We start from the raw sequence: 12,800 nt of genomic DNA, 5'->3' as shown, positions 1-12,800 counted from the left end.
GGTGCTGGCGAGCACGAGGTCGTGATGATGCGGCAGGTGACTTGCCGGTGAGCACAAACCGGAACCGGCGGACCACCGGCAACAAAGGTTGGCGATGCCGCCTCGCCACAACTCGGCGCGCCTGACAGAATCCGATACAATCGCCTTGCTGGTACCGGTCGACCTTTGCCGAATACGCGCCAGAGTCAAATCCGGCGATCATGTTGGCCTGGCTTGCTCTCGCAAGCTTGCGGCCGCTGTTCGCCTTCGCCGGATGATGGCAGCTGCCTATCCGTTTCCCCATTCGGCGCCGTGGAGTCTACGCATCTCGGCATAGCCACGGCGGATCATTGCGCACTTGAACAGACGGTCTATGATTGCGCCGGCTGCAAGCGCAAATAGGCCGGCCATACAATCGCTCGTCCAACTCCAGTAGACATTCGAAACCATCACGGGGAAAAACGCGACCAGCATCGCACCTTTGCGGATCCATCGCATTTTTTTGAAATCGTCCAGCCTGAGCTCGCACCAAAAGCAGCACATCCGATCAAGATAATAGCACAAGACGTCGCAGATTCTTCGCTCGCCTCCATCGACGGGTGCAGGAACCCAACCTGAAAGGCCGAGCGCGAGAGGAAAATATGCGCCGAGTCCGACATCATGTCCGAGGAAATATTGGGCGGCGGCCGGCCTAAGATTCACCGTTTGTCATAGCGGCGCCTTCTGGGTATATGTGGCTTGGCCTGTGTTGCTTTCCTGCAATGAGCGTTGAGATGGAAAACTGTGTGATTGTGCGTGCTTACGGAAGATTACTGGATCAGTTGCGCGAGGAGGCATTCCGCGTTTCGCAAGGGCACAAGGCGGGGTGGTGGATCGAGCGTGGTGACAAAGGGGTACGCTTTTGCTTCGAAGACGCCGAAGCGAAAAAGGCGTTTGCGTCGATCTGCGAAAATCTCGCTATTTCGTACACGGAAGCTTAGACAGGCGATCCAAATCAAAGGCCGGCTTGTTGCGAGCGCAGTAGAGATAGGGCTGAAGCAGATCGGATCTGCTGCGGTTACTTTTCGGCGGAATGTTGGCCCACGCGCCCTTCTTTATGGCAAGCTCAATCCAGTCCGCGTCAATAGCCTCGATCGGCAAGCACCATTGACCCGGATTTCAGACGAGACAGCAGTTTTCCGGCAAGTCGAACATCATGAGCCTCGCCGGTACTCAACGCCAGCCGCACCTGCAGACCATTGCTATCGACCACCGCATGAATTTAATCGTCAAGTCGCCGCGTGATCTTCCCATCGATTGGCGCTGGTTCTTTGTGATACGGGCTCCGTGCTGATGCACGCGGATTGTGGACGTGTCGATGATCAGGACAGCGGCATCATGGGTAGCGGCAAGTGCGTTTATGATACGCCGCCCGACACCTGCGGGCCGCCAGCGAACAAAGCAGTTGTAGCAAGTGGTGCAGGACCGAACGCCTCCGGCAAATCACGCCAGGTTGCTCCTGATCGCAAGACCCAGAAGATACCTTTGAGGACACGTCGGTCGTTCACCCCAGGAACGCCACGCGGCTTGCTCGGCAGCATCGGCTCGATGGCAGCCCATTCATGATCGGCGGGTTCGTAGCGCATGGTTCGATCTCCCAGTTGGGGATCTGAATCACAGGAGGCCAGCTAACCGCGACGCTCTTGGCCCGGCGCCGCTGCGGCACTTATGACCGGAAACGGACGTCAAGGTGCCGCCCTCAACTGAGTCCAACGAAAGTGCCCCCGAAGCGGGCTTCGCCGACACTTGAGAGATCTGGCTCGTCGCTGATAAATTTGGTGCGCGTTGACCACCCATCCAAATTGTGGCTTGCCATGTGCAAGCGCTCTTGAGCGAAAATCACGCTTCGTCGTTCGCTATGAGGGGGCCCCTCCGTTCATCGTGGCTGTATCTGCGGGGGCATGCAGCGAACGCATCACTTTGGTAAACAGCGCCTGAGCATCTCCTAATTGATCACATCGATATTCTGGATGGTCATGGTGTTCCTGCCGCAAGGGCCGCGCCTTGATCATGTGTTGACGCAGCGTTCTAGTCGCGCTGATCGCCGGCTGCTACCTGGCTGGCACCAACACGCGCCGTGTGCGCGGTGCGCTCAGTACATTGTTCGCTGGCGCCGTCGGCAAGGACACGGTGAGCCGGGTATGGCGCAAGGGAAAGAGCGACTGGGACGCCTGGAATGCCCGCTGGCTGGCCGATGAGACGATCGTGCGATTGATTCTCGACGGCACCGTGGTGGGGGACGGCTCGACCGCAAGGTGACATCGATCTCGCTGTTTGTCGTCATCGGCGTGCGTGCGGACGGTCAGAACGTCTTGCTCGCGATCAAGAGTATGGGCGGCGAGAGTACCGAAACTTGGCATATCGTGCTCGACGAGCTCATCCGGCGCGGCTTGCGCCGTCCCGAATTCCTCATTGTCGACGGCGCGTCGGAGCTTGAGACTGCATCGTCGCCGTCTGGGACTGCGTGCCGGTGCAGCGCTGTGCACAATCACAGGAATCTGCTGGCGCATGCGCGCGAGCGCCTGCACGAGGAGATCACCGCCGATTACAACGACATGATCTACGCGGTAACGTGCGAGGAGATTGAAACTCGACGCAAAGCCTTCGTGCGCAAATAGCGGCTCAAACATCGCGCCATCGCCGACAGTCTGCAGGAAGCCGGCGACCGGTTCTTCAGCTTCACGTCGCTGCCACCGAGTCGATGGAAGAGCGCACGTACGACGAATCCCATCGAGCGGCTACACGAGGACTTCAAACGACGGATCAAGACGCAGACAGTGCCGCCATCTGCCGACACTGCAGCAATGTTGTTCTGGGCCTCGCTCGCTTCTGGCCAGATCAACATGCGCAAGGTCAATGGCTGGAAAACCTCGCCGCAAAGCCCATCAATCAGCCAATTGACCTCGCCGCCTAACCAGATGACTTCACGATGTCGGAGATTGCGCCACTCTAGCAGGCTGCTGAAAAAGATGCCTTGGATGATGATTTTCGTAATATGCGGCTTGAAAACGAAGCCAGCGATGGGCCTCGATGAGCTCCGCATGCGCTGTATAGGTGGGGTTGGTGGCTCATTTTTGACGCTCCAGACGGATTCATCCCGTCGCGGCCAGCAGCTTTGGGATGCGAACGAGGTTGTAGGCTGCGGCGGTGAACACGAAGAACCACTCGACCAGGCCGCGGCCGCGATGGCGCGTCTTGCGCAGGCCGCCAACCGTCTTGATCCACCCGAACGGCTCCTCGATCAGCTTGCGTTTGATGGTGCTGATCCGATAGCCGGGATGGCGGGTGGTGCGCGCGTCGATCGCCGAGCGGCGGTTGGTGTCGTTCTGCGAGACATGCGGCGTGCAGCCGCGCTCGCGGCAGCCGGCGACGAAGTCGGCAGTGTCGTAGTTCTTGTCGCCGCCGACCGTGCTACCGGGCCGGGCATTGTCCTCGATCATGTCGAGCGCAGTCGCGCGCTCGGCGGTGCCGTTGGCCTCGGTCAACCGCGCATCGACGATGAGTCCGTTGCGATTCTCCGTCATCAGATGCCCCATGTGGCAGAGCTTGGCCTCCTTGCCAGCACCCTTGCGGAACAGGCGGGCGTCGGGGTCCGTCGTCGAGGAATGCGTGGCGTTCTTGCGCTTCTCGCCATGGAAGTCGCGCTCGGCATTGCGGGAGCCGCGATCCTTTCCCGCGGGCGGATCGCCAGCGTCCTTCGGCACGAAGCTCTTCATGCTGGCCCAGGCCTCGATCAGCGTACCGTCAACCGAAAAGTGCTCGCTGGACAGCAGTCCTCGCACCTGCGGCAGGTTCAGCACGGCGACGAAGAACTTGGCGGCGATGTCGCCGTCGAGCAGCCGATCCCTGTTCTTGCAGAACACGGTCGGATTCCACACCGCGTCATCCATCGAAAGACCGACGAACCAGCGAAACAGCAGATTATAGTCGAGCTGCTCCATCAACTGCCGTTCCGAACGCACCGTATAGAAGGCTTGCAGCAGCAGCGCTCGCAAAAGCCGCTCCGGCGGGATCGACGGCCGACCTTCGCGCGAGTAAAGCCTGCTAAAATCGCGCGACAACTCTTTCAGCGCAGCGTCGACCAGGTCGCGGATCGCACGCAGCGGATGATCCGCCGGAACACGCTGCTCCAATCGCACGTAGCTGAATATGCCTTCCGACCGCTGATCTGCCCCGCGCATCGCAATCCCCAGCCCCAAGGAATCAAGCAAATGCAGGGAATCACAATCCGCGCGTCGCGCGAAGCGACTTTTTCAGCAGCCTGCTAGATTCCAACCACATGCCGGACGGCACCAAGCGAGCAAGGAACGAAGAGGGCCGGCCCACCGGCTCGGTGTCTCGATGCACCTTCGAACCCTGCCCGTCCATCCTTTTAGCGTGCCGTGCCATAGCTTTCAGCGTCAACCAGAACGGCGCTCACGCGCCGTCCTTGCCAAACTTCCAGACGGGGATACCGAGCTTCTTCGCCTTATCGGCGAGGTTGTCCTGGATGCCTGTGCCCGGAAAGTGCATGACCCCGATCGGCATGACGTCGAGCATCGCGTCGTTGCGCTTGAATGGTGCGGCCTTCGCATGTTTCGTCCAGTCCGGCTTGAAGGCGATCTGCGGCACCTTGCGATGGCTGGCCCATTTTGTCGCGATCAATTCGGCGCCTTTCGGTGAGCCGCCGTGCAAAAGAACCATATAGGGATGTTTTGCGTGGACCTTGTCGAGGCGATCCCAGACGAGCGAGACGTCGTTGAATTCGAGCCCACCGGTGAGTGCGACTTTTGGCCCAGGTGGGAACAACACCTCGGTTTCGGCTCTACGCCTGGCAGCGAGAAAATCGCGGCTATCGATCATCGCGGCGGTGAGGTTACGATGGCTGACGATTGACCCGGAGCGCGGCCGCCAAGGCGAACCGGTGTGGACTTCGAAGCGTTCGGCGGCCTGGTCGCGAAAGAGCTCCATGGCGTTGCGGCGCTCGATGAGCGTAACGCCCTGGGCGATGAGTCGTTCGAGCTCGACGGATCGCACCTCCGAGCCGTTCTGCTCGCGTTGGCTCTTCTGCTGCGCCTGCTCGTTGGCGTCGAGCTCGTGTTCGATGCGGCCAGCAGCGCGATGGAAGAGATTGACGGTCGACCAGAGCAAGTCCTCGAGGTCAGGTTCCAGGCGCGTGTCATTCAACGTCGAGACGAGTGCATCGAAGATATCGGCGACGGCGCCGGTGATCGCCATGTTTTCGGGAAGCAGCCGTGGATCGGGCTCGTCATGCAAGGGACGAAATCCGAAGAGTTGAAGTTCGGCGAGAACGTGATCGGTTGGGGACGAAGCATGGAGCGGCACGAATTGAGGGTCGTCGTGGTCGGTCGTCATGGGTGAGGTCCTTTGCCGGATCGGCCGCGTCCATCGCGGCCTTCGTGGCGATCACATGACGGCGAGCGGAACGGATGAGCACCCGCAGCAAAGCGGAGGGCCGAAGCAGAGCGGAGGATGGCAGAAGCACAGCTATTTTGATTCGCGATGCAAAGGCGCGGAACGCGCCGGCGGAAAATAGCTGTGCCTCTGCCATTGCCGGCCCGTACCGCTTGCCGTTCGATCGCCTTCTAGAAGGCAAGGGGGGCGGCTCTATCCGCGCGGCGCCCCCACAGGGAGCGATCATGACGAGCATCGCAAGACCATCCGCATTGAACCGACATCGAAACGCGACCGGACGCATGAATCGCGCGGGCAGCTTTTTGGAGCTGATCAACGAGATTAGCTTTCGTAGCAGGCGCTTCAGCGCGATACCGGCATCAACCTGTGGAGCAAGAAGCATGAAAGTGGCGAAAGGACGCGATGCGGGGCACTGGCTCTAACACTCGTCAGATTCCAGAAAGCTATGCCTGCTAGCTGGCAAAGCGCGAAAGTAAGAGACTGCGAGGCTGTATCAAAACGGAGATATGGAATGGACCGAATTTCTGACACACTCAACGCAGTAGCGTCGGTTCCCGATAGTCCATTATACGCCACTGGGCTCGTGCCGGTTCAGAGCATCCGCAGGGCAGTGCTTACCTTGCGCCCCGCAAGGGCTGTCAGCTCGATCGGCATGCCTAAAACGCTATGAGATTGGGAGGAGTGGTCTTCGCACTTCGGACTGTTATGATTTCCCCACGAACGCGCCGCGCGCGTCGTCAGGGAACGCCGCTTCACACTTGTCCGAATCATGCTCTGGCTAAGAGAGCGCGGCTTGCCGGTGCCGTCGGCAGCGGCGGCCTATTCGGGTGTTCGATCTGGCAGGATGGCCGAGTTCGACGGTCTAGTTTCCGGGTTTAGGTCGCGTGTTCAAGGTCGCTTCCGCCTCTGCGATTCGGTCGATGATGTCTCCGAACGGTGGGATTTCTATGAAGATCATGCCGGCCATCTCGTCGTAATCTTCCTACAGCGGGCCGAGCATGCCCTCGGGTGGCGCAATGCCGAACGTCCCGGGAGTAGCCAGGTCGAGGTCGAGAGGCTTTCGATCGAAATAGGGACGAGCGTGAGCGGCGCAGCTCTTCGCGCGCTCAAGGTTGGCCATCGCACTCATGCCATGTTCTGAAGCGAGGAGCCGATAGACGTCGTAAGAATGACGCGAGAGCCGCTGAACGCACCGAGTCAGACTCTACATCACCGGGCGACTTGGTGATGCTGCCTTGAGCGAAGCAAGCAGCGTGCCGAACCGAGGCTGCGGTTAATGCAAGCATGCCATGCGAAGAGCGAGACCAGTCTATGCAACATTAAATTGTGTACCCTACATATTAGCGTTATGCGGGCACAAAAGATGGATTGGAAATGGTGATGAGCGCAGTTGATGGACAAGACTCACCGCGTAAGATGTTCTTCTTAACCGAGCTCGGTCCGCTGATCGTCTTCTATGGTGTGAACGCGAAATTTCAGCTGTTCGCGGCTACCGCCGCGTTCATGGGCGTGACCGTCCTGGCAGAGATCGTCTCCCTCGTGGTGAAGGGTTACATGGCGATCACGGCGCTGATCACCTGCGTCAGCGTGCTGGTATTCGGTACGCTGACGCTGGTGTTGCATGACGAGACGTTCATCAAGCTCGATGCAACGGTCGTCAGCGCACTGCTTTCGACGGTTCTCGGCGGTGGACTTCTGTTTGGCCGCTCCTTCATTGTGGTGCTATTGGATCACATTTTCAATCTGACACCGAAGGGCTGGCGCATCCTCACCCTTCTCTGGGCGATGTTTTTCGCAGGCATGACGATCTTGAACGAGGTCATCTGGCGAACCCAGAGTACGGATGTCTGGGTGACCTTCAGGGTGTTCGGTGTAACGATCTTGAGTCTGCTCTTCGCGGCCGGTCTGATGCCGCTGACCAAGCGCTACCATGCCGCGCCTGTGTCGCGCTCCGCTCAATCATCTCCTGCCCAAGTCCACCAGCAATTGCCCGAGTCGAAGGATGTCGAGGGTGTGCCAGGCGAACACGATTCGATTGGACCGACCGGCGAACATTGAATCAAGCGGCATGGCTTTCGGCATGATCCAGCGACTGGCTGGATCTGAATCGAAGCAATGCGATGCACAAAGTCGCAGGCATCCGGCGTCACCATCCCGGCGAAGTTCTTGCCTTGCGTGTCCGTGCGGCGTTGCCCGCTATGAACCTCGATTCGCAGATATAGATGCGTCAATGCTGCAATTCGCTGCAGCGTTGCTGATTCGTCAGTGGCGAGCGGATGTCTTGCGCCTCGTGGAACGGCGCCGATAGAGTGAGCGTCCGCTGGAAGTCGTGCACTGGAACGGGCGGGGAGCGGGGTCACCTCTCGCAATCGGCGCAATATTGTGGAGGAGGTCGCCAACTATGGCCGTGCAACAACGGAGGTCACGGCGCTCTTTCGCATTATGACCTTCTGCTCATTGAAGAACGACAAGCGGGCGACCGTCAAAGCCGCATCGCATGCCGGGCGCGCCGCTGCAGCGGAGTGGACTCGATCAAGTCGAGCAGTTGTCGTTCAGGCATGCAGCCCTTGCTTTTCTTCTTTCGTCCGCACCGTCTGAGCTGGCGCGGGTCGCACAGCACGAGGCCGTACGCGCCCCCCAAAGCGCACCAAGCTCGCCGACGTGAGCGCAGGCTGCCGGCGCGCCGCCGTCGGCACCCGTCAGTTCGAAACTCTGATTGACCGTTGCCGGCTTTTCTTCAGCGGGCCGCTGGCATCAAAATTTTCGAGAGTTCCATCCGCGCAGTTTGGGATCGCTATGGGGCTTGTCAGCTTATCGACAGCAAAACCGGTCAGCATGAGAACGACTCGATCTGCCTGATCTGCTCAGATCTGGCAGAGGGGAATGATGGACCCCTTTAACAATCTGAAGCGATTGGAAAACTGAGATTTGGTGCGGACGCGCTATCTCTGGCAGCAACTGCTCGGTGGGTAAATTGGGAAACGTGTTGGGCGGTGTTTGACGGGAGCCGATCTTTTAATCGCCTGCTTCATCAGTCGTGGTGATCACCACCAAGGGTGACAGCCGCGAGCTTCGAACAGCGCCGCTCCAGCGCATTCCCTTACAATTTGGCTACCGAAGAGACGGCATCGATGAATACAGAACGGGTGCAGCTTGGCACCGCCTCGGAAACTTCCGAGATCGCAACGTCCGATTCCGAAACCTCCGAACCTGGGTCTCCCGCCGCGGCGCGATGGGCCGAAGCCTTGACGAGTACGCGGGTATCTGCCACCAGCCCCGGCTCGTCACAGGATCAGATCTTGGCGGTTTGGGCTGCCGAAGAGAGGCAGGCAGAAGGCGAGAACCGGCAAGAGGCGGTTAGTCGAACGAGTGATTGGCGGGAGCAGGGCCATGGCAATGAGAGTCTGGATCTATCTTTCTTGTCCCTGACCACCTTGCCCGCCCCCCTTCCGGCCGATCTCCGGCGGCTCTACGCCATCAGCAACAGGCTGACCAGCCTGCCCGCAGGCCTGCCACCCCGGCTCCGGCGCCTGATGGTCGACAATAACCAAATAACTCATCTGACCGCCCTTCCGCCAACGCTTCGCGAGTTGGATGCCAGCGGCAACCGGCTGACTAGTCTGCCCGACTTACCAGCCAGGCTCCAGCGCCTGAACGTCGACTACAATCAGCTTACCAATCTGCCCGAGCCCCTCCCTGCAGGGCTCGAATGGCTGAGCGCTAGCCACAATGAGCTGACCGGCCTGCCCGAGACGTTCCCCGGCGGGCTCCTCTGGCTCGGCGCCCGCAACAATCAGCTGACCAGCGTTCCCGAAACCATGCTGACGCAGCTAGGCCGCGAGTCCAGCGTTGATTTGGAAAATAATCCGCTGCCTGAGCCGGTAGCGACCAACCTATCGGTAGCTATGCACGCCGGGGACTATGCTGGCCCGCAGATCTTTCTCTCGATGGACGAAGGGGCGGAGGAAGTTGCGCCGCGGTCCCTGCACGAGGTTGTCGCGGACTGGCTGGAGGGCGAGGCGGCGGCGGTAGCCGCCTGGCAACGCTTCGCCCTAGAACCAGGCGCCCAGGACTATGCAAGTTTCCTCGACAGGCTCCGGGGCACTGTGAACTATAGCAATGACGCGTTCCGGCAGGCGGTGATCGAGGATCTGCGGCAGGGGATGGCCAGGCCGCCATTGCGCGAGCAGTTCTTCGAGCTGGCATCCGAAGCAAGCATGAGCTGTGAGGATCGCATCACTTTGACCTGGAACCGCATGCAGACCGCACGCCTAAACGCTGATGTCGAGGACGGCGCCTATGACGGTCGGCTCGACGAATTGCTCCAGCAAGGCCGTGTCATGTTCCGCTTGGAAGCGCTGGACACGATCGCGCGCCAGACGGTCGATTCGCTCCGCCTTGCCGACCCGGACGCCGAGGTCGACGAGATCGAGGTCTATCTTGCCTACCAGACGCAGCTGCGCGAGCCGTTGGAGCTCGGGCACATCGCCCCGGCCATGCGCTTCTTGAATGTCTCTCACGTCAACGAGGATGACATTGCCACGGCCGAGACCTCGGTGCGGAGCCAGGAGACGACGGGCTTTGCGGTCTATCTGGCAACGAGCTGGCAACCCTGGGAGAGGGTTATGAGGCGCATCGCCCCCGAAGACCATGCCGCGATGCAGGCGCGGCTCGCCGAGGCGACGGGCGAGGAGTTTCAAACCCGCCTGAACCAGGGGCTCGCCGAGCGTGGTCTGATAGGCGACCTCGATGCCGAGCGGGTGCTCGGAGCCCAGATCGCGAAAGAAATCACCCGCGAGATCAAGAGTGAGGTCATGAACCGGGTGCTCAGCGATCGGGGCATCGAGCTGTGAAGCGTTCTTTGATTGCAAACGGTTGATAATGTCCCCTTCCACGGAACTCCGTCGCAATCGTGATCTTTGGGAGGACGGCGCCGGATGAGTCTTGCTTTCCTGACCGCGTCGTCGACGTTGGAGAACGCGATGAGCAAGCCGCGGGATGATCGCCAGAAAGGCCTGTTGCTTCCGGCGCTCGATCAGATCATCGACATGGGTCATCCGCTGGCGCGGTTGGCAGCGCTGATTGACTGGAACAGCCTGAATGCGCGCTTCAGCTCGGTTTGCAAAGCAGGGTTTCGCAGACCGATTTCCATGACACCTCGCGCCGCTTAAGTGCGATCAACCTTCCAAAACGGCCTACCCTGGGGCCGTCATCGGATGACGTACCATTCGATGCAGCAATCATTCCTGCAATCATCGGGAGGTTTGCCAATAATCACGGTACGCCCGCACGGACCGCACGCCATCAAAGCGCGAGCTCAGTTTTTCGTTCGCTCCTTGCCGCGACGTGATGGTGCGCCAAGCTTTGGCCGGGAGGCCCAATCGCGAGCGCTTTGACCGTGGCCGGCTAATCTTACTGCGTCACAAAAGAAGGCGCTGTTTGATCGGGCGAATGCAACAGGGACAGCGTGAGAGGGTGCGGACGATGGCAACGATCAGTCTTCGCCGCATCGTCGCAATCGAGTTCGGGATGTGACGTTCGGGTCGCAGCAGCGGAGCCTCTGGGTCGGTAACCGTTGGAAACCGCAAGTCTCTTGAACGGCCTGGTGGAACGAGATCCCGAGGGGGGAATCGTCTCCCTCTCGGAGACCAGGAATCCGTAGGCTGCGATGCACAGCGTAGCGTGGTGGTGGAAGCCACGCCAACCTCGCCCTTCGAAATGCCCGAGCCCGACCTCTTGTTTGAGATCCTGATAATCGCGCTCGATGCGCCAGCGCAGCTTGGTTAGATCGACTAGCCTTCCAAAAGTGATCGTTTCCGGCAACGTTGAAAGCCAGTATTTGGTCGGCTCGTCCTCACCTTCTGGCCATTCGATCAAAAGCCATTCTTCCGGTCGGCTTTCGGTGAGTTGGTAATCTCGATGCGCGACGCAAACGCGCGCGCGAGCGAAGCGCGACGATAGCCGCTCGGCCGCGCCCTCTCGCCACTTGATCGTGCGCCAGACCCGCTTAGGAAGGCAAAGAGCAAGCTCCTTGACCGAAATCGGTTGATGCTTGTGGTCGCGGCGCAGCAGCTTTGGTGGTCGCCCTTTGCCCGACCATTTTTTCGGCGGTAGCGGCGCCGTGTCGGATGTCCACACCGTGGTGTTTGGCAAGATACCAGCCACATAGGTCAACGCCAACGCGCTGATGCTGGTCCGCAGGTCCGTGTTGCAGCCATATCCGGCATCCATCAGCACCACGCCGCGAGGAAGCCCGGTTCTGCAGGCTGCTTCGATCTGTTCAAGCGCGATCTCTGGCTTGGTCTTAAAGCTGATCTCCTTGGGCACGCCCGCTTTGCGCCGACGTTTCTTATCTGCCGCCCATTCCTGCGGCAGATAGAGACGATACATCGCCGGCAGACTGGCGTGGTGATTGGCAAGCGACAGGGATACCGCGACTTGGCAGTTATCCTGCTTGCCGAGCTGCCCGCAATATTGACGCGCCACACCGACCGAGTGCGCTCCCTTCTTGGGAAAACCGGTGTCATCGATGATCCACGCTTCGATCGGTCCATGGCGCTCTATCGCCGGCAGTACCATCTCACCCACTTTGGCCAAAACACCCTCGTCAGACCAAGGCGATTGGCCGACGAAGTGCAGCAGCGACTGATGCTGCGCCGCCGTCCGATCAGGTGCCGTTACCGCTGCCATAGGCTCAACGCTTTTACGCTCCCCCGGCATGATTAAGCCGATGCAATAATCAAACAACGGCTGGGCCCGGTCCGCATGTCCGATCACACTCACAAGTTTCTCGACAAAAGCCGAAAATCGCGATTCACTGCCGCCTGATGTCCGGAGATCCATATCAGCCCCCGTTGCCGATGCCTGAATCTCAACAGGTAACTGATTCTCACAGGATCTCGCCCGCGATCTTTTGAATCAGACACTTTTTCTGACTCAGTAGTACTAAGGGCTTGTTCAGGAACTCTCGCTGCGAACTGAGGTTTGCGGCCTGATAGTGTAGTTCCAGTCGCGGTGGAATTTATGGCGGAGGATGTTGATGGCGTCCATTTCGTCATCAGTGACTTTGATGCCTGCCGGATAGGTGTTGGGGTCGATCTCACCACAGGCCGACGTGCTGGCCTCCTGAACGCAAAAGACGTCATCACCGGCCGCTCGGCCGAACGGTTGAAGGCGGCGCGACGCTTGCTCGCGAAACGATCGTGCATGGCGGAGGCGGCGTTGGCGCTGTCAGGTGATCGCAAAGCGCTACGGTCTTTTGCCGCGCCTCTGGGCCGAACGTGGGACGCAGAATCCGCGTTGAACCCGCACCAGGTCGAGGGCATGTTAGTTTCGGACGAACGATCTGCTCATGTTCCCGGCACAGA

General features: G+C 59.8%; 8 protein-coding genes and 4 pseudogenes. 7 read left to right on the top strand and 5 right to left on the bottom strand.

Features of this window, described 5'->3' with window-relative positions:
* The first annotated feature begins 752 nt into the window (after window positions 1–752).
* A complete protein-coding gene (locus tag NLM32_RS07020) occupies window positions 753–959 on the top strand; it encodes a hypothetical protein (RefSeq protein ID WP_254128494.1) in 207 nt (68 codons plus the stop codon).
* 25 nt (window positions 960–984) lie between these two features.
* On the opposite strand, the pseudogene NLM32_RS07015 reads toward NLM32_RS07020, so the two are convergent.
* Window positions 985–1,604: pseudogene (locus NLM32_RS07015) on the bottom strand (IS5 family transposase); the annotation flags it as partial.
* A 448-nt stretch (window positions 1,605–2,052) separates the two neighbouring features.
* On the opposite strand from NLM32_RS07015, the pseudogene NLM32_RS07010 reads away from it, so the two are divergent.
* Window positions 2,053–2,932: pseudogene (locus NLM32_RS07010) on the top strand (transposase); the annotation flags it as partial.
* A gap of 178 nt (window positions 2,933–3,110) precedes the next feature.
* On the opposite strand, the gene NLM32_RS07005 reads toward NLM32_RS07010, so the two are convergent.
* Both NLM32_RS07005 and NLM32_RS07000 read right to left on the bottom strand, forming a co-directional pair.
* The gene (locus NLM32_RS07005; RefSeq protein ID WP_254128493.1) at window positions 3,111–4,199 is read right to left on the bottom strand and encodes an IS5 family transposase; all 1,089 of its coding nucleotides are present in this window, start codon (window positions 4,197–4,199) and stop codon (window positions 3,111–3,113) included.
* A 235-nt stretch (window positions 4,200–4,434) separates the two neighbouring features.
* Window positions 4,435–5,373, bottom strand: coding sequence for a DUF2493 domain-containing protein (locus NLM32_RS07000; protein WP_254128492.1), 939 nt, complete (start codon window positions 5,371–5,373; stop codon window positions 4,435–4,437).
* Between the two features lie 74 nt (window positions 5,374–5,447).
* Between NLM32_RS07000 and NLM32_RS06995 the strand changes: the two genes are divergently transcribed.
* From NLM32_RS06995 to NLM32_RS06975, 5 genes and pseudogenes are all read left to right on the top strand, one after another.
* Window positions 5,448–5,855 carry a hypothetical protein gene (locus NLM32_RS06995; RefSeq protein ID WP_254128491.1) on the top strand — a complete coding sequence of 136 codons (408 nt, stop codon included), beginning with the start codon at window positions 5,448–5,450 and terminating at the stop codon, window positions 5,853–5,855.
* A gap of 371 nt (window positions 5,856–6,226) precedes the next feature.
* Complete coding sequence (locus NLM32_RS06990) at window positions 6,227–6,574, top strand: hypothetical protein (protein WP_254128490.1); 348 nt, start codon at window positions 6,227–6,229, stop codon at window positions 6,572–6,574.
* Window positions 6,575–6,813: 239 nt separating this feature from the next.
* On the top strand, window positions 6,814–7,491 hold the full coding sequence (locus NLM32_RS06985) for an inner membrane-spanning protein YciB (protein WP_375143530.1): 678 nt from the start codon (window positions 6,814–6,816) through the stop codon (window positions 7,489–7,491).
* A 1,073-nt stretch (window positions 7,492–8,564) separates the two neighbouring features.
* The gene (locus tag NLM32_RS06980) at window positions 8,565–10,286 is read left to right on the top strand and encodes an NEL-type E3 ubiquitin ligase domain-containing protein (protein ID WP_375143529.1); all 1,722 of its coding nucleotides are present in this window, start codon (window positions 8,565–8,567) and stop codon (window positions 10,284–10,286) included.
* 129 nt (window positions 10,287–10,415) lie between these two features.
* Window positions 10,416–10,577, top strand: a pseudogene (locus NLM32_RS06975) (IS5/IS1182 family transposase); the annotation flags it as partial.
* 268 nt (window positions 10,578–10,845) lie between these two features.
* On the opposite strand, the gene NLM32_RS06970 reads toward NLM32_RS06975, so the two are convergent.
* Both NLM32_RS06970 and NLM32_RS06965 read right to left on the bottom strand, forming a co-directional pair.
* On the bottom strand, window positions 10,846–12,276 hold the full coding sequence (locus NLM32_RS06970; protein ID WP_254128465.1) for an IS701 family transposase: 1,431 nt from the start codon (window positions 12,274–12,276) through the stop codon (window positions 10,846–10,848).
* A gap of 141 nt (window positions 12,277–12,417) precedes the next feature.
* Window positions 12,418–12,534 (bottom strand): annotated as a pseudogene (locus tag NLM32_RS06965) (hypothetical protein); the annotation flags it as partial.
* Between the last annotated feature and the right edge of the window lie 266 nt (window positions 12,535–12,800).

This window comes from Bradyrhizobium sp. CCGUVB14 (assembly GCF_024199935.1).
Taxonomy (GTDB): domain Bacteria; phylum Pseudomonadota; class Alphaproteobacteria; order Rhizobiales; family Xanthobacteraceae; genus Bradyrhizobium.
The sequence above is the reverse complement of the archived record's forward strand: the minus strand, read 5'-3'. Positions and strand labels throughout refer to the sequence as shown.